We start from the raw sequence: 22515 nt of genomic DNA on the forward strand, positions 1-22515 counted from the left end.
GGCGGCTTTGGATGTTCTATCCAAAGCCGCCGCCTTTACGTTTTGTGTCGAGCCTTTAGAGCTCAGTAATTTCTTCTGCCACCGGGCCGTTGTACTCGGTGGGCAGTTCAGTGGGCACACCGGTTACGATGCTGACAATAGTGTTCAGGACCTGCTGCACGGACTTCTCGCCCACCCACAGGTGCTTGCAACCCTCGAAGGGAATTACCCGAGTACGCGGTACAGCCGCGAAACGCTCACGCGCTGCCGGAGGCTGCAGGTAGTCGTCATGCTCGGGCACCAGCGCGTACAGCGGGTTCGAGATCTTGTTCCACTCGTCCAGCTCAGCCGGGTGCACGCGGTGCAACGGCGGGGAGAGCAGAATGGCGCCGGTGAACTCGTTCGCGTATTCGGGCGCGTACTTGAGCACCAGCTCGGTGCCGAAGGACCAGCCGACCAGCCAGGGGTTCGGCAGGGCGCGCTCGCGTACGAACTTCAGAATTGCGTCAAAGTCCTTCTTCTCGGCAAAGCCGCCGTCAAAGACGCCTTCGCTGGTGCCGCGAATCGAGGAGGTACCGCGGGTGTTGAAACGCAGCACCGCAATGTTCGACAGCGCCGGCAGGCGGAAGGACGCCTTCTTGTACACGTGCGAGTCCATGTAGCCGCCGTGGGTGGGCAGCGGGTGGAAGGTCACCAGGGTTGCCTTGATTTCGCCTTCGGGCAGGGCGAGTTCACCGACGAGGCGCTTACCGTCCGCGGTGATGACGGTGAAGTTCTCGCGGCGTGCAGGAAGCACAGTACGTGCCTTAATGGGGGTGGGCTCAGCAGCGGTGCTGAAGACGTAGCGGGCGGGATCGAATTCCTGCTCGCGAGTGATATCGGCGGTGTTGCTCATTGCGTTCCTTCAAGAATTGGATTCGAGAATGTGGACTAGGGTCTAGGGTCTTGGGTCTTGGGCTGCACTTTAAGTGCAGTGTTCAGCCTATTTACGGCGGGTGCGCCAGCAATGCTGATGCCAGTGCCTGCGCTCATCAATGGCGCGGCTACGGCCCATCGTGTGGCTTTCTTGCCACACCACCAGATGCGCTGTTCTGGGCGGAATCGGGCGGTAGCATTCGGGGCAGGTGTAGGTTTTTTGGGCGTTGACGGCTGCAATGTATTGCACCAGCCAGTCACCGTATCGGTCACGTTCCAGTCGGGGCGCTGGGTCGAGAATCCTGCTGATATCACGCCCTGCGGGTGCTTGACGGTGCCACTTATCGCTGGTGGTGCCGGATGCTCGCCTGCCGGGATGATTCTTACGTGCCATGAGCCCTATTCTACCGCGCCACTCAACTATCTCTACCTACCAGCCCTGCCGCTGTTCGCTCTGCGCTCTTCCTCATTCTGAGGCGGTACTCCCCCGCTCTGTAACCCAACCTGTACCAAGCACGGGTTCCCTAGCTCATACCCTCACCTGCTAGAGCCAAACACTCGTACCTGCTAGAGTGGACGGATGCGTATTGTCATTGCTGAATGCTCCGTAGATTATGAGGGCCGCCTCCGCGCCCACCTGCCCCGCGCTACCCGCCTGCTGATGGTCAAGAATGACGGCTCCGTCCTCATTCACTCCGACGGCGGTTCCTACAAGCCCCTGAACTGGATGAGCCCTCCCTGCTCCCTGCTGGTGGCTGAGCGTGAGGACGTTCCGCAGAGCATCCGTGAGGACCTGGAATCCGATGTTCAGCAGCTGTGGACCGTTCAGGCAGCTAAGAGCGATGACCGCCTCATGATTCGTATCTACAAGATTGAGCACGAGCACGCCACCGACCTGGGTGTTGACCCCGGCCTCATCAAGGACGGTGTGGAAGCTGACCTGCAGCGTCTGCTCGCCGAGCAGATCCACACTCTCGGTGAGGGCTATTCGTTGGTACGCCGCGAGTACCCGACCGCTATCGGTCCGGTCGACATCATGGCGAAGGATGCGCACGGCGTCTCCGTGGCGGTCGAGCTCAAGCGTGTGGGCGATATTGACGGTGTGGAGCAGCTGACCCGTTACCTGGAGCTGCTCAACCGTGACCCGCTGCTGGCACCGGTGCGCGGCGTGTTTGCGGCGCAGACGATTAAGCCGCAGGCTCGTACCCTGGCTGAGGACCGCGGTATCCGCTGCGTGAGCCTGGACTACGACGCGATGCGCGGCGTGGACGATTCGGCTGACCGCCTGTTCTAGCTGACCGGCCTGTTCTAAGCTGCTCTAGCTAGGCGGCTACACATAGCTTGAGGGGCGCCTCCCGATACATGGGAGGCGCCCCTTTTCTGCGTATACCGATCTTTCTGCGCATCATCTTTCTATGCACGCTGTCGTTCTGCACGCGCGCTCTCTCTGGGCACACGCTCTACCCCAGATACACCAATCGCCGGTGCCCGTCCCTTTCGGGGAGGAGCACCGGCGAGGTGTACACAGTGGTCAATTCCCCTTACGGGGAACTGGCTTTAGATCTCTGCGTGCTTTGCAGCGATGGTCACGTGATCGTTCGAGACGGTCAAGAAACCTGCGTTGAGGATGGTCTTAATGGGCTCACCATCAACGGGTTCAATGAGCAGCTCGCCGTCCTGTGCCAGCAGCGTGCAGGTGGGAATCATACCCGGCAGGATACCGAGGTCACCGCTGACGGAGCGTGCACGAACGTACTTCGCTTCGCCAGTCCACACGACGCGTTCGCGGGAAACAACTTCAACTTTCAGAGCCATGATTACTTAGCTCCAGTCTGTGCCTTGATTTCCTCGTAGCGGCGCATAACGTCGTCCATACCACCAATGTTGTAGAACGCCTGCTCGGGGATGTGGTCGACATCGCCGTTGCAGATCATCTGGAAGGACTCGATGGTGTCCTTCAGCGGAACGGTCGAACCCTCGACACCGGTGAACTGCTTTGCAGTGTAGGTGTTCTGGGAGAGGAACTGCTCGATACGACGTGCACGTGCCACGACGATCTTCTGCTCCTCGGAGAGCTCGTCCACGCCCAGAATCGCGATGATGTCCTGCAGTTCCTTGTTTTCCTGCAGAATAGCCTTCACGCGAATTGCGGTGTCGTAGTGCTCCTGACCGATGTACTGTGCGTCCAGAATTCGGGAGGTGGAGGACAGCGGGTCAATTGCCGGGTACAGACCGCGCGATGCGATTTCACGAGAGAGCTCGGTGGTCGCATCCAGGTGCGCGAAGGTGGTTGCCGGCGCCGGGTCGGTGTAGTCATCCGCAGGCACGTAAATTGCCTGCATGGAGGTGATGGAGTGACCGCGGGTGGAGGTAATACGCTCCTGCAGTAGACCCATTTCGTCCGCCAGGTTCGGCTGGTAACCCACTGCGGAGGGCATGCGGCCCAGCAGGGTGGAAACCTCAGAACCTGCCTGAGTGAAACGGAAGATGTTGTCGATGAACAGCAGCACGTCCTGGTTCTGAACATCGCGGAAGTACTCCGCCATGGTCAGACCGGTCAGTGCCACGCGCAGACGGGTTCCCGGGGGCTCATCCATCTGGCCGAACACAAGAGCGGTGTCCTTCAGAACGCCTGCTTCTTCCATTTCGACCCACAGGTCGTTACCCTCACGGGTACGCTCGCCAACACCGGTGAACACGGAGGTACCACCGAAGTTACGAGCCACACGGGTAATCATTTCCTGGATCAGCACGGTCTTACCCACGCCTGCACCACCGAACAGACCAATCTTACCGCCCTTGATGTAGGGGGTCAGAAGGTCGATGGACTTAATACCGGTCTCCAGCATTTCGGTGGAGCCTTCCAGCTCTGCGAAGCCGGGAGCGGCACGGTGGATCGGCCAGTAGGTGTCAGCCTTGATCTCGGAGTTCGGCACGTCGAGTGCGTCACCGAGAACGTTGAAAATGTGGCCCTTCACGCCGTCACCAACGGGGACGGAGATCGGTGCGCCGGTGTCGACTACAGCCTGACCGCGGACCAGGCCGTCAGTCTGCTGCAGGGAGATAGCGCGAACGATCGAGTCGCCCAGGTGCTGTGCGGTCTCGAAGGTGATAGTGCGGGTACGGCCGTCGAGGGTCAGCTCGGTGGTCAGAGCGTTGTAAATCTCGGGGACCTGACCGGCGGGGAACTCGACGTCGACCACGGGGCCGATGACGCGGGCAATACGACCCGTTGCGCCCTGAGTCGGTGCGGAGACCGATTCGTTGTAGGTGGCAGTCATATTTCTCACTTACTTAGAAAGTTTGGACAGTTGATGGCTTCGTTGGCGTACAAGTACTAGGAGCCGAGGGCGTCTGCGCCGCCCACGATTTCGGAGAGCTCCTGAGTAATTTCCGCCTGACGTGCGTTGTTCATCAAACGGGTGTACTTGGTAATCAGCGTCTCAGCGTTGTCACCTGCGGTCTTCATTGCGCGCTGGCGGGATGCCAGCTCACTTGCTGCTGCCTGCAGGAGGCAGGAGAAGATACGCGATGCAATGTAGCGCGGCAACAGCGCGTTGAGCACTTCCTCAGCGGAGGGCTCGAACTCGAAGGATGCCGCCTGCTCGTACTCAGCCTTGGTCAGTTCCTGGTCGGGAACGATTTCCTCGCCCATAGCCTTTGCATCACCCACGTGGATGGGCAGCAGGCGCAGAATCTTGGGTTCCTGAACAACCATCGACTTGAACTCGGTGTATACGATGTGCAGTTCGTCCACGCCGCCCTCTTCGAAGGGCAGGTCGTAGGCTTCGAGCAGCGCGTCACGAATCTCGACGGCGGTTTCGACGCGAGGTGCATCGGTGTGGCCCTCCCACGCACGGGCGTAGGGGCGCTCACGGAACTCGAAGTAAGCCTTTGCCTTACGACCAACCAGGTACAGCTGTACCTCCTGGCCGTTAGAGCGCAGCCTCTCAATCAGAGATTCGGTACGACGCAGGATAGCGGAGGAGTACGAACCTGCCAGACCGCGGTCACTGGTAACAACCAGGATTGCGGAGCGGCGGTGTTCGTAGGCTTCGGACTCGTTCGGCTTGTGAATCAGCGGGTGCTTAATACCGTGCTGAGTTGCAACCGCAGTCACCACGCGGGTCAGAGCGTTCGCGTAAGGGCCGGCTGCCTGAGCAGCGTTACGAGCCTTGTTAATGCGGGAGGTCGCGATCATCTCCATCGCCTTGAAGATCTTCTTCATAGACGACGTCGAAGCAATCTTCTGTCGGTAAACCCTAATCTGGGCTCCCATAGAGCTTCCTTTCTCCTTGCTTTCTGCCCCGCCCCAGCCTCATAGCTGAGGCGGGGAGAAGGCGAGGACTAATCGCTAACCGATGGTTTCCTGAGTGATGTCGCTATCGCGAGCTGCCTTGTGCTCCTCGTGACCTGCGTCGACGAGGTGGCTGCTGCCCTCAGACTTGAAACCCTGCTTGAAGTCAGTAACTGCGGACTTCAGAGCTGCAACGGTGTCATCCTCAAGCTTGCCGGAGGAAGCGATATCGGTCAGTACCGAGGTCTTGTGACGCAGGTACTCGATGAAGCCTTCCTCGAAGCGCAGCACGTCGGAAACCTCAATGTCGTCGAGGTGACCGGAGGTACCAGCCCAAATGGAGACAACCTGCTCTTCAACTGCGTACGGGGTGTACTGCGGCTGACGCAGCAGCTCGGTCAGGCGAGAACCGCGGGTCAGCTGTGCCTTGGTAGCGTCGTCCAGGTCGGATGCGAACATTGCGAACGCTTCCATTGCACGGTACTGTGCCAGCTCCAGCTTCAGGGTACCGGAGACCTTCTTCATAGCCTTGGTCTGTGCGGCACCACCAACACGGGAGACGGAGATACCGACGTCGACTGCCGGACGCTGGTTAGCGTTGAACAGGTCGGACTGCAGGAAGATCTGGCCGTCAGTAATGGAGATGACGTTGGTCGGAATGAAGGCGGAAACGTCGTTTGCCTTGGTCTCAATGATCGGGAAGCCGGTCATCGAGCCTGCGCCCAGGTCGTCAGAGAGCTTAGCGCAACGCTCCAGCAGGCGGGAGTGCAGGTAGAAGACGTCACCGGGGTATGCTTCACGTCCCGGCGGGCGGCGCAGCAGCAGGGACACAGCGCGGTATGCTTCTGCCTGCTTCGACAGGTCGTCGAAGATGATGAGGACGTGCTTGCCACCGTACATCCAGTGCTGGCCGATAGCCGAACCGGTGTAGGGTGCCAGGTACTTGAAGCCTGCTGCGTCGGATGCGGGAGATGCCACGATGGTGGTGTACTCCAGCGCGCCGCGAGTCTCAAGGGTGTGGCGGACAGCTGCAATGGTGGATGCCTTCTGGCCAACAGCCACGTAGATGCATCGAACCTGCTTGTTGGGGTCACCCGAAGCCCAGTTGTCCTTCTGGTTCAGAATGGTGTCGATCGCAATAGCGGTCTTACCGGTCTGGCGGTCACCAATGATCAGCTGACGCTGACCGCGACCAATCGGAATCATCGAGTCGATTGCCTTCAGACCGGTCTGCAGCGGCTCGTGAACCGACTTACGCTGGGTCACGCCGGGAGCCTGCAGCTCCAGTGCGCGGCGACCTTCAGCCTCAATGGGGCCCAGGTCATCGATCGGGTTACCCAGGGGGTCAACAACGCGACCGAGGTACGCGTCGCCAACGGGCACCGAGAGGACCTCACCGGTGCGGTGTACGACCTGGCCCTCTTCAATACCGGTGAAGTCACCCAGGACGATCACACCAATATTGCGGGTATCCAGGTTCTGTGCGAGGCCGAGGGTGCCGTCTTCGAAACGAAGCAGCTCATTCGCCATAACCGAGGGAAGGCCCTCGACACGAGCGATACCGTCGGAGGCCGATACAACTCGACCCACCTCAACACGTTCTGCATTGCCGGGTTCGTAAGACGCTGCAAACTCGTTCAGCGCATTACGGACATCGTCGGCATTGATGGTCAGTTCGGCCATCTTGTGTCCCTGCTCTCTCATTGTGGTTGCGTTCCGTCAACGGAACCAACCGAAACTTGCAATTCGGGTTGAACGGGCGGGCAATGCCACTGCTTCTGCGAAGGAGGCATCTGCCACGCACCCGCAACCCGAGGTATCTTCTAAATCACCGTTGCGACGAACGGTTCAGCGTCGCTAGCTTGAGCCGCTAGCCGATGGAACGAGCCAGGTCGGACATGCGGGTCTCGACGGTACCGTCGATCACCTCGTCGCCCACCTGAACACGCAAACCGCCCAGAACGGCGGGATCCACCGAAACGTCGAGCTTCAGCTCGCGGCCGTACACGGCGTTGAGTGCGCGACCGAGACGTTCAAGCTGTGCCTGCGACAGGTTGATTGCGCTGGTAACGCGCGCAATGTAACGGTTCTGTCGCTTGACGATGATTTCTGCGAACTCGTCGGCAGCCCGCGCGGCGTGAAGGCCACGAGGATTAGAGCCAACTCGTTCGAGCAGAAGCACACCCTCGGCGGTGGTGGCGGGGCCACCGAGCGCCACGGCGAGCTTCTTCTTTGCTTCTTTGCTTGCCTGATGGTCGGACAGCGCTTCCTGCGCCTGAGCGTTGGAATCAACGGTACGCACAAAGGTGAGTAGTTCGTTGAGTACCTCGTCCAGGGCATCCACGCCACCGCGAGACTGAGCCGATGCGATTACGGCGAGCACCGCTGCACGTTCCAGGGCATCCGACAGATCGGAATCCTCGGACCAGCGCTGAGCCACCGCATTGGTGAGCACAGCCATAGCCTGCGAAGAGATCTTACCGTCAAAAACGGAATTGACGATTCCCTGGCGGGCCGCTGCGTCACGCGAAGAATCGGTGACGGCGCGGCGAAGGGTGCCGTTATGGTCGAGCACGTCGACCAGTGCGAAAAGCTCGCCCGCAAGCTTCAGAGGCTGCAGGGAAGCGTGGGCTTCCAGAACCTCTTCCACCTTGCTCAGTGATTCAGTAGATACTCCTGCCATTACCGAGCCGCACCTGCGTTCTGCTTCTCGGTTTCAAGGTCAGCAAGAAAACGATCTACCACACGGGCCGATCGCTCATCATCGTTGAGGGCTTCGCCCACAATCTTGCCGGCAAGGGTGGTAGCCAGAGTGCCAACCTCGGAACGGAGGGACACTGCTGCTGCCGCACGCTCTGCCTCGATAGCCTTCAGCGCGTTATCGCTAATGCGCTGTGCTTCAGCGGTTGCACGCTCGCGAGCGTCGGCAATGATTGCCTCGCCCTCTGCGCGTGCCTCTTCACGAATCTTCTGAGCCTCCAGTCGAGCGCTTTCGAGCTGCTGGGTGTACTCATCGCGAGCCGCTGCAGCCTCTGCCTGTGCCTTCTCGGCCTTGGCAAGGCCACCTTCGATTGCTTCCTTACGGTCCTGGTAGATCTTCTCGAACGCCGGGACGACGTACTTAGCAACGATGTAGTAGAGGATCAGGAATCCGATGAGGGTAATGACAATTTCCCCGACGTCGGGAATGAGGGGGTTCGAAGTTGCCTCCGCTCCCCCTTCGCTTGCCAGATAAATCATGGAGGGAATCCTGTTCTATGGGATGGGTCGTTTAGGATGTGGCGGAGCCGGTTACTTGATGAAGACGAGAACCAGGCCCAGAATTGCCAGTGCCTCGACCACTGCGAAGCCCAGGAACAGCATGGGCTGCAGGGTCTTCTGGGACTCGGGCTGACGAGCAACGCTGGTCATGTATGCCGCGAAGATCAGACCCACGCCGATGCCGCCGCCAATAGCTGCCAGACCGTAGCCAACCGCAGTGATGGAACCAACCATTATTTTTCCTTTCAACAGTGTTCGACCGGGAACATACCCGGACCGAACAGAGTTTGGTTTGAGTTAATAACCCGCACAGTGAACGTGTGGGTTGCTTTATTCACGCCCAATGACGAACGCGAAAACCTAATAAAAATCTAAAGTGTCAGCGAACCGACTAGTGTCCCTCAGAAACCGAGCCCTGCAGGTACACAGCCAGCAGCAGAGCGAACACATAAGCCTGGATGCACTGAATCATGAATTCCAGGAAGTACAGGAACATGCCCAGAGCACCGGGAGCAATAGCAGCCAGGTAGCCGATACCGCCCAGAGCCTCAACCATGTAGGTCACCATGCTGGATGCAACCATCAGCGCCACGTGACCACCGAACATGGTCGCGAAAAGACGCAGTGCGTGGGTTGCGGGGCGAATCAGCATGTTCGAGAAGAACTCGATCGGGATCAGGAGGGGGTAAATCCACATCGGCAGGCCCGCAGGCATGGTGATGTCCTTGAAGAAGCCGCCCAGGCCCTTGCGCTTGATGCCCACGCCGACCCAGGTCAGGTATGCCACGCCAGCCAGCGCGTAGGCGCTACCGGGGTGGGAGAAGGAGGGCAGCTGGATGAACGGAATCGCGCCGTAAAGGTTGTTCACCAGAACAAAGAAGAAGGAGGCGAACAGAATCGGGACGAAAGGCTTGTAGTGCTGAACACCCAGGGTTTCCTTGCCGAGGGTGTTGCGAGCAAACAGGTAGCCGGACTCAGCGATGAACTGAGTCTTTCCGGGAACCATGGCACGCTTGCGCGCTGCGGTGAGGAAGAAGACCGCAATAATCACCACGGAGAGTAGCACCAGCGCGTTCTGCTTACCAAAGGCGAAATCACCAATGGTGAAGAAGGGGGGAAGATGCATGTCTTCGGGGTTTGGCGGAACATAGGCCCCGGCTTCCGCGAGGATCAACCCGTTCTCGATCAAAGCAAGTCCTTTCTTGCTGCTTGTGGCTATCAAGAGCCCATGCCAGCTCTTGCGTGACTGACATGCTAACTACATGGATGAATGTGTGACCTAGCGGTCCGCGTTCAATGACCTAGCGGTCCGTATTCTGCCTGGCCATATGGGTGAAGACGAGGGTTAAACCCCCGATGGCGCCGATTAAGACGCCAACCCATACCATCCAGGTGGTGGAGAAGACCAGGTCACCGAGGTAACCAATACCTCCCCACACCGCAACGCCGATGATCAGGTAGAGAATTGACATCACGGCGCCGGAGAGACCTCCGCCGGATACCAATTCTCCGGTGGTGCGGAGCTTTCGATCTCCGTCCCACCACTTCTTCTCCTCGGCCAAACGTATATTCCTTTCAAACACCTATCGTGTTACCGACTATGGTCTTCCGAGTCGGTGTCGAAGTACAAAATTCTCAATCGTGCAATGCTGACTGTCTCAATAACAATCCACAGAATCACGCCGGTGCATGCGCCTGCGAGAGTCCAACCGTGCCTCAGGTTCTCTGGGAACGGAACAAACATCAACACCAGACCGAGCAGGGCAATCTTCACAAGGTAGCTCACCACCAGCGATTTGGGTACGCCCCAGTCGAAAATGGGAGCAATCAGCATAACTAATACGCCCAGAGTGAAGCATATATAGATTATCAGAAAGCCCAATGTTATTCCTAGCGCGCCCACGGGGCCCGCAAACAGGCACGCACTCATCATACCGCCGAACCAAGCCAGCAAAGAGTATGCCGATACCCTGTAGAACAAAAATTTCCAGGAAAGCTCTTGACTCTCGTAAGAAGATGCCCTCAGTCCTACCCGGGCACGCTCTCGGCGACGTTCCCGTTGCCTCCTACGCTCCGCGGGTGGGTACCACAGAACATCGGCCACGCGCCTCCAGACAGGCTCTGCTACAGCCTCCTTTTGAGGTTGTGGCGACCTAGACACCATTAGTGTTTCTCCCCACGGTTCTGTTTCGACTGAGGCGCAGAAGAGTGCTCATTAGAAGGCTGCTCCGCGTAATCTTTCACCGAGTCCGGAATGATGGGCGCGGGATGCAGAGAGGTCGGTTCCACCCGCTCCGGGGTTGCGGGAACACCGGTCGCAGAAGAAGACGAGGTGCCCCGACCCGCCTTCTTCGGGGCTGCCGGCTGCTCCGCGGGAGAAGCCGACGAGGGGGTACCGGCCTCGGCAGAGGAGCCGCCCTTCGCCGCCTTCGTCAGGTCAATCGTTGAGCTGGGGGCTTCACCACCAAAAAGCTGCGGCATGCGCAGGTACACGGCCAGCACGGCGAGCGCCACAAGCACCACGCCGAGCGCGGCAAAACCAGCACCCGAGGTGTACAGGTCGGAGGCGAAGGCCAGCAGGACCCACACCAAAATCGTCATGCCCGTAACCACTGCGGTCGATCCCAGGTGGCTGAAGCCCACGTCCGTCAGGCGCTGATACACGTGAGTGCGGTGCGGCTTGTACCATTGCCCCCCCGCCATGAAGCGGCGGAAGAGAGTCGAACCGGCATCGGCCAGATAGGTAACGAGAGGAGCGAAGGCCAGCAGCACCGGAACGTCAGCAAACCAGGCGCCCACCGCCAGAGTGCCTAGGGCCGTACCCAGCACGTAGGAACCGGCATCCCCCAGAAAGACGTTCTTGCCCGGGCGCACGTTCCACGGCAGAAACGCCAGGTACGCGCCGGCCACCGCCACACCCCCCATAGCCAGCCAGGGCAGGTTGACCATCCAACCGGTCAGCGCGTACGCCAAACCGGCCACCAGGCCGTGAGCACCCGAGATGCCGTTGATGCCGTCCATAAAGTTGGCCACGTTAATGTAGCCCGCGATGAACACGGCACCAACCACCACCAGCAACGGATTGGTCCCCTGAACCGTCGCGAAACTGACGCTCACCAACACACCGATGACCAGCTGCAGGGCAGCGCGACGAACGATACTCACGCCGCGAATATCTTCGAGCCAGCCCAGGGCCAGGGAGAAAAGCATGGCGGCGGCAATCGTGATGGCCAGCTGCAGGGACTCGGCGGAGCGGTAGGTCCAGCCCAGCAGGGTCGCCACGAGGAAAGCCAGCAGGGTCGCCGCGGCCGTCGCCAGGCCCATGCCGCGGTAGGTCGGCGTGGTGTGCGAGGACCGTTCGTTGGGGATGTCCACCATGTTGTAACGATGCAGAATCGGACGCACCGCAAAGGGCAGGAGGGCACCGGCAATCACCGCAAGAACGAAAATGCTCGTTAGCTCGGGAAAGGAGGTCATGATGGCTCCGGGTCGTACTGTCTTGTGAATGTGTTTATCGTATGGCTCCGCCGACCCCGGGGCGCCGGGAAGACGCTCCGATAGGGGCGGCGTCGAAGAGCCAGTCGGTTAGAAGGTCTGCGCGTTCTCCAGGGTGCGCGGATCGGGTGCGCGCTCCAGGCCGTGGCGTTCGTAGCCGCTGTGCTCGCGGTAGTTCTGAATCCACAGCTCGTAATCCAGCTCGTCCGGGTTCAGGGCCGGCGCGCTCGAGCGTGAAATGTAGCGGTTCTCCTCGCTGGGCACGAGCTTCTCCGTATCGCCGAAGAGCGTCTCGTCTAGCTTCTCGCCCTTGCGCAGGCCAATCTCCTTGATTTCAACGTCATAGCGTTCGTAGGCCTGGCGCATCGCCTTGGCCACGTCCAGGATCTTGACCGGTTGGCCCATGTCCAGCACCATGACCTCGCCCGGACGGCCAATCGCACCGGCCAGCATCACGAGCAGGCAGGCATCCGCGATGAGCATGAAGTAGCGGGTCGCGCGCTTATCGGTCAGGGTAATCGGGCCGCCAGAGAGAATCTGCTTGGTGAAGAGCGGCTTAATCGAGCCGCGCGAACCAAACACGTTGCCGAACCGCACCGACACGTAGGTGTTGCCGGTCTTCTCGCCAAAGTACGCGGTCAGGCGCTCCGCCACGCGCTTGGACTGGCCCAGGGCCGTCTTCGGGTCCGCCGCCTTATCGGTCGAGACGTTTACGAAGGTCTTTACACCCACGGCCTCGGCGGCACGCAAGACGTTCAGGGTGCCCAGGGAGTTCGTCTTCCAGGCCTCCTGCGGGTAGGCCTCCAGCGCCGACACGTGCTTCAGCGCGGCGGCGTGGAACACCACCTCGGGGCGGCGCTCCCGGAAAATCTCCAGCAGGGTATCGCCCTCGCGAATATCCGCGAGGATGATGCGGTCGTCGTCCAGGCTTGACTCGTGCGTAATCGACACCTTGGTGTCCATCAGCAGAGTCTCGTCGTGGTCGAGCATCATCAGGGTCTCGGGCTCAAATTCGCTAATCTGGCGGCAGAGCTCAGAACCAATCGAACCGCCCGCACCCGTAACCAGTACACGCTTACCGTGCAGGTACGAACGCAGAATATCGCGGTCAATATCGTAGTTAATCTCGCCACGAATCACGCGCATCAGGTCGTTATCGCTCGCGGTAATCAGACGCTCGCCCATCAGTCGAGCATTCGCGCTACTGATACGCTGAACCTCAACCTTAAGCTTACGCATGCGGTTGCAGAAGGCCTCAAAATAGTCCTCCGGCATATCGGAAATCGTGACGATCACCTTGTGAGTGCCCGATTCGCGAATCGCGCGCTCCAGCTCGCGGTAGGTCGTAATCACCTGGATACCGTGGAACTTAGTGCCGGCCTTCAGCTGGTCATCGTCGAAGACCGCAACCGGGCGAAGCTTCGCATCCTCATCGTGCAGCATGGAATCCATCACCATGCCGCCGATGAAACCGGCGCCGTACACGATCACCGGTTCGCCCGTCAGCTCACGCACCGCGCCGCGCTCGGTATAGACGCGCTTGGCCATGCGGGCACCGGCCATCATAATCAGGCTGAACGCCGCGGCAATCGCGGGCACACTGTGTGGAATATGCGGCAGGCCAACAAGCTCATCCACAAAGGAGAAACCGGTCAGCACCACGCCCGTGCTCAGCGCCGCCGCCGCGGCGCGCCACGACTCGTCGAAGGATCCGTAGGAGTACACGCCGTTATAAATCTTGGCTACCGCCAAACCGAAAATCAGCTGTAGCAGCACCGCCCCGGCGGCCGTAATCGTCAGCGAAATGGGGTGGATGATGTCAAACACCGAGCCATTGCTAAGTAGCACGCTATAGCGCAGCATGTACGCGAACAGCACCGCAAGAACCCAGGCGCTCGAGTCAATCAGCGCCTGCGCAATCAGCCACCACGGCTTGCGCTCGTACAGACGATTCACCAGAACGGCTCCGGAATCGCCCTCCGTCATCAGCGTGCCGCGCTGAGCAGCACGTCGTACCGCCTCGTGGGCGTCAGATTTCAGCTGGGCCATTAAAAGCCTCCTTCAGATGCGGCACCGGTGAAACGGTCCGAAGATGAGCGAGTAGAGGATGCGCGTGCGGCCACGGTGGACAGCGCGCGGAAAGCGTTGCGGCGCAGGGATTCGGGCACGAAGCGGTACACGCTGCGCACCGCCATGTTCTGCGCCCAGCGGGCCTTCGAAATGGCGTGGCCCGTGTACAGTCGGCGTTGAATCGCCCAGTCCTGCTTCCAGGCGTCCACTCCCCCGCGCTTCGTGTAGGCGCCGGCGCCCACGCGGTAGCGCACGAGAGGTGCGGGCAGGTTGCCCAGGCGGTAGCCGGCGTCGCGCAGGCGCATCCACAGCCACCAGTCCTCGGCACCGGGCACGTACTCGTAACCGCCGAGGGTCTGCACGGCGCTCTTACGGAATGCCACCGAGGGGTGGTAGATCGGGTTGCGCGAATCCATGGCGCGGAGCAGTCGTTTGGGCTCGACGATGGCCTCGCGAACCGATTCGACCGCCGAGTTGTTCTCGTTGACCTCGAGCATGGCCGAACCGAGTAGCGCGTAGCCACCCGCGGCCAGGGCCGGAATCAGCTCGGCGAAGCGGGTGGGCTCGGAAATATCGTCAGAATCGGCGCGCGCCACCAACTCGTAGCTGCAGGCCTGCAGACCCGCGTTCAGGGCCTCGGCCAAACCCACGTTCTGCGGTAGCTCCACGAGCTGAATCGGCGGGCAATCCAGGTTTTCGGCGCGGGCACCCCAGCGGTCCACCACGGCGCGCAGCTCGGGGGTAAGCGGACCGTCCAGGACCAGCACGAGCTCGGAGGGGCGCAGGGTCTGGTTCAACAGATTCGATTCCAGCGCCTGTTCCAGGTACGCGGGGTTCTCCTTCGCGTACACGCTCATGAGCACCGAGAAGTCGGGGGCGGAGCTCACGCATCCAGCGGCCCCGGCGTTCCCGGTCACGACCGGCTCGGGGTTCGAGGCCGGAACGCCGTAGCGCCCCGGGAAGGTCAGCGGGTAGATGCCCTCCAGCACCCGGCGGTTCGGGGTGGGCGGGCGCAGGCCGTCACGCAGACCGTTCAGGAAATACCCCAGGTAGGTACGGCGGTCGTCGGTACGAAGCAGGGTGGAGACCCACAGGCGGGCCGAAGAACCACCGTAGAGCAGCTTTTCCAGCGGGTTCAGGGTACGCGAGCGCGTAAACACCCACAGCTTATTGCGCACGTCGTTATAGAAGCGCGGGCCGGGGTTGGCGTTCGTCGTGCCGAAGGTCTTGGTGTGGTGCTTCGCCACCGAGGAAGGCACCGCAATGCCGTCGCGGTGGTGAATCAGGCGGGTCGAGAATTCGAAATCGTCGTTCCAGATGAAGAATTCGGCGATGGGCAGGCCGCCGTTACGGCGGATGGCCTGCGCGTCCATGAGAATCGAGACGAAGGAGGCGCTGCGAATCGGGCGGGCCCCCACCGCACGGGCGCGGGCGTGGCGCTGCTCCCCCGCCGCAAACATCGTGCGAGGGGTGTTCATGGGGTGGTCCTCACCGTTCGTCCACACCACGCGAGAGGCCACCACCGCGGGGCGTTCGGCGGGAACCTCGGAGTAGCCGAGCCACGCCTCAACGGCTTCGGCCAGGGTGTTTTCGGTCGGCTCGGTGTCATCATCCATGACCCACACGAGGTCGGGGTTGTGGCGTTCCAGGGCACGGTCGATGCCCACCGCGAAACCGCCGGCGCCGCCCATGTTCTGCCGCAGGGTAATGCGGTCCACCGGCAGGTCGTACTCCAGGGAGTCCAGGTATGCGGCGGTGTCATCGGTGGAAGCGTTATCGACGATGACCACGGCGACCGGGCGCATCCGGCCCGAGGCGATGCCCGCCAGGGTCTTGGGAAGCAAATCGTGGCGGTTGTAGGTTACGACCACCGCGACGGCGTGGGGTTCGTGCTGACCGTCATGTTCGGCGGGGTGCTGGACAGGCGCGGGTCGGTCGCTGTGCTGTTCTGCCATAGTGTTCTCCCTCCGCGGCGCCGAGGCACCTTATCCGTTCAACGTTGAGGCATAATCCTTCTCCGTGCGGGGACCGGGTGTTTCGGCGGTGCCCGCGACGCTACTGGATGAGGATATAACTCTCCAAAGTGACCATTTTACCGGGGTCTTCACCTCGAGGTGAATCTTCCCCCACTAACGCACCCATTATGACGCATATTCAACCTCAACCGGTTGTTTTTTCGCATATCGGACTGCGCCGGCCCCGCGGCAGTTCACCCTTCGCCAGAGGGTGAATAACCTCTAAGGATTAGGTGGAGGCGCAGGTTACGAGCTGGTATTACGGCCCGCGGCGAAGCAAGGTGCCGTTCAGCCAATGTTTTCAAGGCTGTTTTCGATGGCTCCCCTGTGCCCGAGCTGTGCCCGTCGTGCGAAAAAGCGACCAAAAACCGGTCACCGCCCCAACAATTCACCATAACCGGTGCAAATATGCGAAAGTTGAAATGACCCTGTTTTTCCCCGCACCGACCGCGGGCTTTTGAGAGGTAAAGACATGTCCGAATCCAGGTGGAAAGTCATTGGCGCCAGCGGCTTTGTTGGCTCCGCCATCGTTGCGCGTCTGAACGCAGAGGGGATCAGCGTCGATCCCATTGAAGCGCCCCGCCTCGCCACCCGCTCCCTTGACGTAGACAGCATTATCGACGAGGCAGAACAGCTGGAGGGCATCATCGATTCCCTCGCAGAAGCCTTCGCCAGCGCGCAGGTCGTGGTGAACGCCGCCGGCCTCGCCGCCCCGAATATGCAGGACCTGCCCCCGCTCATGGGTGCGAACGCCCTGCTGCCGGCTGTCATCGCGATTGCCGCCCAGCGCACCGGCGTGCGCCGCGTCATTCATCTCTCCTCTGCCGCTGTGCAGGGCCCCCGCCTCGTGCTCGACTCATCCGAGGAGACCGCCCCCTTCAGCGCCTACTCGTTCTCCAAGACCCTTGGCGAGGAAGCACTACTCGACCTGCAGGACTACTTCCTGGAGGAGCATCCCGAGAGCGCACCCGAGCTGTGCATCCTGCGCGCAACCAGCGTTCAGGGTCGCGGCCGCCGCACGACCGAGCTCTTTGCCAAGATGGCCTCCTCCCCCTTCGCATCGGTGGCCGGTGCGGGCCAGGGTAAGTCCCCCGTCTCCAGCGTGTACGCGCTGGCCGAGTTCGTGGTGATGCTCGGAACCTTCCCCGGCGAGCTGCCCACCATCGTGCTACAACCCTGGGAAGGCGCAACCGTCGCCTCCGCATCGCTGGATGCGGGCCGCCGCAAGCCCCATCACCTGCCCGAGTGGCTCTGCCGCGCGGCCATCAAGGCCGGCTACAAGGTATCGGAGCTCATGAACGATAGGTTCTCCGGTTCCGTGCGTAAGGTCGAGGTCATGTGGTTCGGTCAGGGTATTGACGATTCCTGGGCCCGCAAGAACAACCTGCTACCCACCCCGCGCGTGCGCGAGGTGTTGCGCACCGCCCACACGGCACTGGGTAAGAAGAAGGACCGCCGCTTCGCCAATAGCTAGGTGGCGCCGCCTCCGGCGAGAAAGCAGCCTAACGCGCGCGAGATAGCATAAGGGAACGCCCGATATATCTGTTGATATATCGGGCGTTCCCTTAAGTTTTACTCCTGAGTTCTACTCACGGAGTTTTAACCGTGGCCGGGCCTACAGGTGATCCTCGGCGGCTTCCGAAGCCTCGGTCTTAGCATCAGCCTCGGTCTTGGCTTCAGGTTCGGTCTTCTTCTGCTCAGCCTTCGCTTCAGTCTTCGGGGCGGCGGGTGCCTCGCCAAAGACCAGGGCGCGGGCAGTATCGGCAGGGACGGGCTGAACCCGCGGCTCATCCGCGCGAATCGGCTTGGGAGTGTTGTCGCGGTAGCCGCGCGAGCGCTCCTGGTCCACCGAGGTGATGCCGAAGCCCGAACCCAGCGCGCTCGTAGCGCCCAGCAGGGAGGCGGCAATCGAACCAGCCGCGGGTGCCTCGGCGCGGCGGGCGGGTTCGCCGCTCACCGTGTGGGTGCTGTCCCACTGCTCGTAGGCTTCGTCCAGGCCCTCCTGCTCGTCCAGCGCCTGCTGGGAGGCGTCCGAGGTGTTCGACGCGCTCTGCGATGAGGCCTGCGCCTCCTCAACCTTGCGGGCCGCCTGTTCGTCGGCCTCGGCGCGGGTCAGAATCGAGGGGATCACCTCGCGGAGCTCCTCAACGGGAATCGCGCCCTCGCGCACCACCACGTAGGGGAACGAGGTGCAGTCCAGGATGGTCGAGGGAGCCGGCTCGCGTTCGGTCACCACCGTGACGCCGTCCTCGTTGGGCTCTGATTCGTGCGGCTTCGGGCGGGGGCCACCGTCAATAATCACCGCGACGTCCTCGCCCAGGGAGTCCATGGCGGCCTGGGCGGTCGCGGCAGCCTCCTGGCCGGTCTTGTTAGCGCTCGAGACGGCCAGCGGGCCGTGCTCGGTCAGCAGCTTCAGGGCAAACTCGTCGTCGGGAACACGCACCGCGACGGTGCCTCGGGTCTCGCCCAGGTCCCAGCTCAGCGAGGGGTAGGCGTGAAGAATGACGGTCAGCGCGCCGGGCCAGAAACGGTAGCCCAGGTCGTAGATGTCATCCGGAACGTCATCCACCACGCCGGCGAGCGCCGCGATATCAAAGATGAGTACGGGCGGCGGCATGGTGCGGTCGCGGCCCTTATCTGCCAGCAGTTTGGCAACGCCCTGATGCGAGAAGGCATCGGCGGCAATACCGTAGACGGTATCGGTGGGCATCACAATCGTGTCGTGCGCCTTGAGGGCCTCGCGGGCGGCGTCCAGCGCCTCGCGGGTCTCGGTTTCAGTCGTTACGGGGTACAGCTTTGCAGTCACGGGTTATATTGTCTCACGTTTTATGGATTGCGGCGATACGCCGGGGAGGGTGCGCGTCACGGGGTTGACGCGTCGCGCCTCGTCGGCGGCTGATACGACGGTTAGGATGCGCGGCGGCTCCGTTCGGTGGCCCCGCCCGGACCCGGATGCTAGGAGTCGGCCCCGATGCTAGGAGCCTGCGGCGGCAGGTTTGTAGCCCGCGCTGTGCCGGGGCCTGCCGTTCAGGTCCCGTACCGGGTAGCACCGCTCGAAGCCAACGCGCGCCAGGAGCTCAGCGACGGCCCCTTCCTGAGTGTCGTCGTGCTCCATCATGAAGAAGCCTCCGGGGGCCAGCAGCTCGTAGGCGCGCGCGGCGATGGCGGTCGGCATCTGCATGCCGTCTTCTCCCCCGCCGTACAGCGCCATCTCCGGGTCGTGCAGGGCGGCCTCCGGGTCGGCGGGCACGTTCGCCGACGGAATGTACGGCGGGTTGGAGAGCACCGCGTCGAAGCGGCCGGCCAGCTCGGTGAGGGCGGTGAGGGCGTCCCCCTGCACCAGGTGCACGCCGAGCGACTCCAGGTTCTTGCGGGCGTAGGGGATGGCCTCTTCGGAGAGCTCCACCGCGAAGACTTGGGCGTTCGGCAATTCGCTCTTGACCGCCGCCGCAATGGCGCCGGACCCTGTGCACAGGTCGACGATGCGCAACTGACCGGTCGCCGACTCGGCGCGTGCGCTCAGCACCTTGAGGGCTTCTTCGACGAGCAGTTCCGTTTCGGGCCGGGGTACGAATACGCCCGGCCCAACGGACAGCTCCAGGTGGTGGAAGGGGGCACGCCCGGTGATGTGCTGCAGCGGCTCGCGCGCGGCGCGGCGGGCAACCAGCGCCTCGTACTCTGCGACCTGCGCGGGGGTGAGCCGCTCCCCCATCAGCGCCGCGTGCTGTAGGCGCGAACGCGAGCCGCCGTGGAGCAGGTGCGCGGCGAGTAGCTCGGCGTCCACGCGGGGGCTGGGCACCTGCGCCAGTGCCGCGGTGGCGCGCACAAGTACCTGCGCGAGTTCTTCCCCGCGCGGGTCGTGCACATTCACCTTCATGAGCTCTCCTCCTCGTATCTTGACGGCGCACTGCCTGTCACAACATATAGCTGAGGGGCTCCACCGCCGTAGCGGCGAGCCCCTCACCAACGTTTCATGCCGAATCAAAAAATCGGCATAAGCCTATACAGAACTACTTCTGCACAGGGTTACTTCTGCTCCTGGCCCACCTGAGCGAGGCGGTGCGCCTCGTCCATCTCAATAGCGGACTGAACCACCGGCTCCAGGTCACCGTTCAGCACGGCGTCCAGGTTGTATGCCTTGTAGCCGGTACGGTGATCCGCGATGCGGTTCTCCGGGAAGTTGTAGGTACGGATGCGCTCCGAACGGTCCATGGTGCGCACCTGCGAAGCACGGTGTGCCGCGTTCTCGGCGTCAATCTGCTCCTGCTGGTGAGCCAGCAGTCGCGCACGCAGCACGCGCATCGCGGCTTCACGGTTCTGCAGCTGAGACTTCTCGTTCTGCATCGCCACGACAATACCGGTCGGCAGGTGGGTAATACGCACCGCCGAGTCGGTGGTGTTCACCGACTGACCGCCGGGGCCCGAAGAACGGTACACGTCAATCTTCAGGTCGTTCTGGTTAATCTCGATTTCCTCGGGCTCATCCACCTCGGGGAACACCAGCACACCGGCGGCGGAAGTGTGAATACGGCCCTGAGACTCGGTCGCCGGAACACGCTGCACGCGGTGCACGCCACCCTCGTACTTCAGGTGCGCCCACACGCCCTCAGCCGGCTCATTCGAGGAGCCCTTAATAGCAATCTGGGCGTCCTTGTAACCGCCAACATCGGTGCTGGTCGACGAGATAATCTCGGTCTTCCAGCCCTTGTGCTCGGCGTAACGCATGTACATGCGAAGCAGGTCACCCGCGAACAGAGCGGCCTCGTCACCACCGGCACCGGCCTTCACCTCAAGAATGACGTTACGGCCATCGTCCGGGTCACGCGGAATCAGCAGGCGGCGCAGCTTCTCCTGAGCTACCTCCAGCTCCTCCTCCAGGCCGGGAATCTCCGCGGCGAACTCCGGGTCCTCCTCGGCCATCTCGCGAGCGGCCTCGAGGTCGTCCTTGAGCGAGGTGTACTTGTTGTAGGCGGTCACGATACCGGTCAGCTCCGCGTAGCGGCGGCCCACTCGGCGTGCCTTACCCTGATTCGACTGCACGGCGGGATCGGCCAGCTGATTCTGCAGGTCAGCGTGCTCGTCCAGCAGAACCTGAATAGATTCAAACATTCTCTCTTCCATCTCCCGCACTTTACGCCGCACGGGCGGGCACTAGAATTCGTCACTCCCCTGACGGGGCGCCTCGCTGGGAGGCACGGGTGAACGCCTCACGCGCCCCACCGTCGTACCGGGGTGGGGCGCGTGAAACACGGGTCTTAGTCGACCAGGCGCAGGCCGTTCTTCTGCACCGTGAGCAGGAACTCCACGTTGCTTTCAGTCTTGCGTAGCTGGTTGGTCAGAACGCCCAGGGCCTGCTCGGGCTCCATGCCGGCCAGGGCACGGCGCAGACCCCACATGATCTTGATTTCGTCCGGGGAGAGCAGGTTCTCTTCGCGGCGAGTACCGGAGGCGTTGATGTCCACGGCCGGGAAGATACGCTTGTCGGCCAACTGGCGGGACAGACGTAGCTCCATGTTACCGGTGCCCTTGAACTCTTCGAAGATCACTTCGTCCATCTTCGAGCCGGTCTCGACCAGGGCGGTAGCCAGAATGGTCAGCGAACCGCCCTCTTCGATGTTGCGGGCGGCACCGAAGAACTTCTTCGGCGGGTACAGCGCGGCGGAATCCACACCACCGGAGAGGATGCGGCCCGAGGCGGGAGCCGCCAGGTTGTATGCGCGGCCCAGGCGGGTCATGGAGTCCAGCAGCACGACCACGTCGTAGCCCAGCTCCACCATGCGCTTAGCGCGCTCAATGGCCAGCTCGGCAACCGTGGTGTGGTCCTCGGCGGGGCGGTCGAAGGTCGAGGCGATAACCTCGCCCTTGACGGTGCGCTGCATGTCGGTCACTTCTTCAGGACGCTCGTCCACCAGGACCATCATCAGGTACACGTCCGGGTTGTTCACGGTAATCGCATTCGCAATGGACTGCAGCATGAGGGTCTTACCGGCCTTCGGCGGCGAGACGATCAGACCACGCTGGCCCTTACCGATCGGGGACACCAGGTCCACCACGCGGGTACCCAGCTTCTTCGGAGTGGTCTCCAGGCGCAGACGCTCCTTGGGGTAGAGCGGGGTCAGCTTGGAGAACACGCGGCGGTTAGCGGCCTCTTCAACGCTCTGACCGTTAATCGCCTCAACCTGAACCAGGGCGTTGAAGCGCTGGCGGCTGTTCGACTCGCCCTCGCGCGGCACGCGAATCGCGCCGAGCACGTGGTCGCCCTTACGCAGGTTGTACTTCTTCACCTGGGCCAGGGAGACGTACACGTCGTTGGTGCCCGGCAGGTAGCCGGTGGTGCGCACGAACGCGTAGTTGTCGAGGATGTCCAGCACACCCGAAATCGGTGCCAGCACATCGTCTTCGTTCAGGCGGGGCTCGTTCTCCTCGCGGCGGCGAGCCTGCTTCTCGGTGCGCTCGGCCTGACGGTCACGCTTGGAACGGCGC

The 22515-nt window shown here is 61.9% G+C and carries 21 protein-coding genes; 2 read left to right on the plus strand and 19 right to left on the minus strand.

Annotated elements, in window-relative coordinates:
* Positions 1 to 55 precede the first annotated feature (55 nt).
* Positions 56 to 874, minus strand: coding sequence for an alpha/beta hydrolase (locus HMPREF2528_RS06300; protein ID WP_070543285.1), 819 nt, complete (start codon positions 872 to 874; stop codon positions 56 to 58).
* Positions 875 to 961: 87 nt separating this feature from the next.
* Entirely contained in the window at positions 962 to 1288 is a 327-nt protein-coding gene (locus tag HMPREF2528_RS09040) for an ATP/GTP-binding protein (protein WP_083297885.1), read from the minus strand.
* 186 nt (positions 1289 to 1474) lie between these two features.
* On the opposite strand from HMPREF2528_RS09040, the gene nucS reads away from it, so the two are divergent.
* Positions 1475 to 2188, plus strand: coding sequence for an endonuclease NucS (gene nucS / locus HMPREF2528_RS06305; RefSeq protein ID WP_005506450.1), 714 nt, complete (start codon positions 1475 to 1477; stop codon positions 2186 to 2188).
* A 263-nt stretch (positions 2189 to 2451) separates the two neighbouring features.
* Here nucS and HMPREF2528_RS06310 read toward each other — a convergent pair whose 3' ends face one another.
* The 13 genes from HMPREF2528_RS06310 to HMPREF2528_RS06370 all read right to left on the minus strand — a co-directional run bounded on the left by HMPREF2528_RS06310 (position 2452) and on the right by HMPREF2528_RS06370 (position 15972).
* Complete coding sequence (locus tag HMPREF2528_RS06310; RefSeq protein WP_012903754.1) at positions 2452 to 2709, minus strand: hypothetical protein; 258 nt, start codon at positions 2707 to 2709, stop codon at positions 2452 to 2454.
* A gap of 2 nt (positions 2710 to 2711) precedes the next feature.
* Positions 2712 to 4175: a F0F1 ATP synthase subunit beta gene (gene atpD / locus HMPREF2528_RS06315; protein WP_005507810.1), complete on the minus strand. Its 1464-nt coding sequence runs from the start codon at positions 4173 to 4175 to the stop codon at positions 2712 to 2714.
* A 56-nt stretch (positions 4176 to 4231) separates the two neighbouring features.
* Positions 4232 to 5173, minus strand: coding sequence for a F0F1 ATP synthase subunit gamma (locus tag HMPREF2528_RS06320; RefSeq protein ID WP_070506648.1), 942 nt, complete (start codon positions 5171 to 5173; stop codon positions 4232 to 4234).
* Between the two features lie 75 nt (positions 5174 to 5248).
* The gene (gene atpA / locus HMPREF2528_RS06325) at positions 5249 to 6874 is read right to left on the minus strand and encodes a F0F1 ATP synthase subunit alpha (RefSeq protein WP_070506650.1); all 1626 of its coding nucleotides are present in this window, start codon (positions 6872 to 6874) and stop codon (positions 5249 to 5251) included.
* A 187-nt stretch (positions 6875 to 7061) separates the two neighbouring features.
* Positions 7062 to 7874: a F0F1 ATP synthase subunit delta gene (locus HMPREF2528_RS06330; RefSeq protein ID WP_070543287.1), complete on the minus strand. Its 813-nt coding sequence runs from the start codon at positions 7872 to 7874 to the stop codon at positions 7062 to 7064.
* Positions 7874 to 8431, minus strand: coding sequence for a F0F1 ATP synthase subunit B (locus tag HMPREF2528_RS06335; RefSeq protein WP_049347175.1), 558 nt, complete (start codon positions 8429 to 8431; stop codon positions 7874 to 7876). Before HMPREF2528_RS06335 ends, HMPREF2528_RS06330 begins: the two co-directional genes overlap by 1 nt.
* Before the next feature lie 51 nt (positions 8432 to 8482).
* Positions 8483 to 8686, minus strand: a complete 204-nt coding sequence (gene atpE, locus HMPREF2528_RS06340; RefSeq protein ID WP_049347173.1) for an ATP synthase F0 subunit C — start codon at positions 8684 to 8686, stop codon at positions 8483 to 8485.
* A 157-nt stretch (positions 8687 to 8843) separates the two neighbouring features.
* Positions 8844 to 9641, minus strand: a complete 798-nt coding sequence (atpB, locus tag HMPREF2528_RS06345; RefSeq protein ID WP_049347171.1) for a F0F1 ATP synthase subunit A — start codon at positions 9639 to 9641, stop codon at positions 8844 to 8846.
* A 112-nt stretch (positions 9642 to 9753) separates the two neighbouring features.
* Positions 9754 to 10014 carry a hypothetical protein gene (locus HMPREF2528_RS06350; protein ID WP_070484171.1) on the minus strand — a complete coding sequence of 87 codons (261 nt, stop codon included), beginning with the start codon at positions 10012 to 10014 and terminating at the stop codon, positions 9754 to 9756.
* A gap of 29 nt (positions 10015 to 10043) precedes the next feature.
* Entirely contained in the window at positions 10044 to 10286 is a 243-nt protein-coding gene (locus HMPREF2528_RS09160; RefSeq protein ID WP_141744694.1) for a hypothetical protein, read from the minus strand.
* Between the two features lie 329 nt (positions 10287 to 10615).
* A complete protein-coding gene (locus tag HMPREF2528_RS06360) occupies positions 10616 to 11929 on the minus strand; it encodes an MraY family glycosyltransferase (RefSeq protein WP_070543292.1) in 1314 nt (437 codons plus the stop codon).
* 108 nt (positions 11930 to 12037) lie between these two features.
* Positions 12038 to 13996 carry a polysaccharide biosynthesis protein gene (locus HMPREF2528_RS06365; protein ID WP_070543295.1) on the minus strand — a complete coding sequence of 653 codons (1959 nt, stop codon included), beginning with the start codon at positions 13994 to 13996 and terminating at the stop codon, positions 12038 to 12040.
* Positions 13996 to 15972: a glycosyltransferase gene (locus tag HMPREF2528_RS06370; protein ID WP_070543297.1), complete on the minus strand. Its 1977-nt coding sequence runs from the start codon at positions 15970 to 15972 to the stop codon at positions 13996 to 13998. The genes HMPREF2528_RS06365 and HMPREF2528_RS06370 overlap by 1 nt, the downstream gene beginning before the upstream one ends.
* A gap of 532 nt (positions 15973 to 16504) precedes the next feature.
* Between HMPREF2528_RS06370 and HMPREF2528_RS06375 the strand changes: the two genes are divergently transcribed.
* Positions 16505 to 17506 (plus strand): NAD-dependent epimerase/dehydratase family protein, encoded by a 1002-nt coding sequence (locus tag HMPREF2528_RS06375; RefSeq protein WP_070543299.1) that lies wholly within the window; start codon positions 16505 to 16507, stop codon positions 17504 to 17506.
* Positions 17507 to 17647: 141 nt separating this feature from the next.
* On the opposite strand, the gene HMPREF2528_RS06380 is transcribed toward HMPREF2528_RS06375, so the two are convergent.
* The 4 genes from HMPREF2528_RS06380 to rho all read right to left on the minus strand — a co-directional run.
* Entirely contained in the window at positions 17648 to 18838 is a 1191-nt protein-coding gene (locus tag HMPREF2528_RS06380) for an L-threonylcarbamoyladenylate synthase (protein WP_070543301.1), read from the minus strand.
* A 168-nt stretch (positions 18839 to 19006) separates the two neighbouring features.
* Entirely contained in the window at positions 19007 to 19909 is a 903-nt protein-coding gene (prmC, locus tag HMPREF2528_RS06385; protein WP_070543303.1) for a peptide chain release factor N(5)-glutamine methyltransferase, read from the minus strand.
* A gap of 149 nt (positions 19910 to 20058) precedes the next feature.
* Positions 20059 to 21141, minus strand: a complete 1083-nt coding sequence (gene prfA / locus HMPREF2528_RS06390; RefSeq protein ID WP_049333690.1) for a peptide chain release factor 1 — start codon at positions 21139 to 21141, stop codon at positions 20059 to 20061.
* Between the two features lie 146 nt (positions 21142 to 21287).
* Positions 21288 to 22515 (minus strand): transcription termination factor Rho (gene rho, locus HMPREF2528_RS09275; protein WP_246823902.1); only part of this gene is annotated, 1228 nt, incomplete at its 5' end.

This window comes from Rothia sp. HMSC078H08, assembly GCF_001808955.1.
Lineage (GTDB): Bacteria > Actinomycetota > Actinomycetes > Actinomycetales > Micrococcaceae > Rothia.

Bases quoted from the DNA above. Each gene is read 5' to 3' on its own strand.
- HMPREF2528_RS06335 (WP_049347175.1), bottom strand. From the start codon at position 8,431: ATGATTTATCTGGCAAGCGAAGGGGGAGCGGAGGCAACTTCGAACCCC.
- HMPREF2528_RS06360 (WP_070543292.1), bottom strand. From the start codon at position 11,929: ATGACCTCCTTTCCCGAGCTAACGAGCATTTTCGTTCTTGCGGTGATT.
- prmC (WP_070543303.1), bottom strand. From the start codon at position 19,909: ATGAAGGTGAATGTGCACGACCCGCGCGGGGAAGAACTCGCGCAGGTA.
- atpA (WP_070506650.1), bottom strand. From the start codon at position 6,874: ATGGCCGAACTGACCATCAATGCCGACGATGTCCGTAATGCGCTGAAC.
- HMPREF2528_RS06330 (WP_070543287.1), bottom strand. From the start codon at position 7,874: ATGGCAGGAGTATCTACTGAATCACTGAGCAAGGTGGAAGAGGTTCTG.
- nucS (WP_005506450.1), top strand. From the start codon at position 1,475: ATGCGTATTGTCATTGCTGAATGCTCCGTAGATTATGAGGGCCGCCTC.
- HMPREF2528_RS06320 (WP_070506648.1), bottom strand. From the start codon at position 5,173: ATGGGAGCCCAGATTAGGGTTTACCGACAGAAGATTGCTTCGACGTCG.
- HMPREF2528_RS09040 (WP_083297885.1), bottom strand. From the start codon at position 1,288: ATGGCACGTAAGAATCATCCCGGCAGGCGAGCATCCGGCACCACCAGC.
- HMPREF2528_RS06370 (WP_070543297.1), bottom strand. From the start codon at position 15,972: ATGGCAGAACAGCACAGCGACCGACCCGCGCCTGTCCAGCACCCCGCC.
- atpE (WP_049347173.1), bottom strand. From the start codon at position 8,686: ATGGTTGGTTCCATCACTGCGGTTGGCTACGGTCTGGCAGCTATTGGC.
- HMPREF2528_RS06365 (WP_070543295.1), bottom strand. From the start codon at position 13,996: ATGGCCCAGCTGAAATCTGACGCCCACGAGGCGGTACGACGTGCTGCT.
- HMPREF2528_RS09160 (WP_141744694.1), bottom strand. From the start codon at position 10,286: ATGCTGATTGCTCCCATTTTCGACTGGGGCGTACCCAAATCGCTGGTG.
- atpD (WP_005507810.1), bottom strand. From the start codon at position 4,175: ATGACTGCCACCTACAACGAATCGGTCTCCGCACCGACTCAGGGCGCA.
- prfA (WP_049333690.1), bottom strand. From the start codon at position 21,141: ATGTTTGAATCTATTCAGGTTCTGCTGGACGAGCACGCTGACCTGCAG.
- HMPREF2528_RS06300 (WP_070543285.1), bottom strand. From the start codon at position 874: ATGAGCAACACCGCCGATATCACTCGCGAGCAGGAATTCGATCCCGCC.
- HMPREF2528_RS06375 (WP_070543299.1), top strand. From the start codon at position 16,505: ATGTCCGAATCCAGGTGGAAAGTCATTGGCGCCAGCGGCTTTGTTGGC.
- HMPREF2528_RS06310 (WP_012903754.1), bottom strand. From the start codon at position 2,709: ATGGCTCTGAAAGTTGAAGTTGTTTCCCGCGAACGCGTCGTGTGGACT.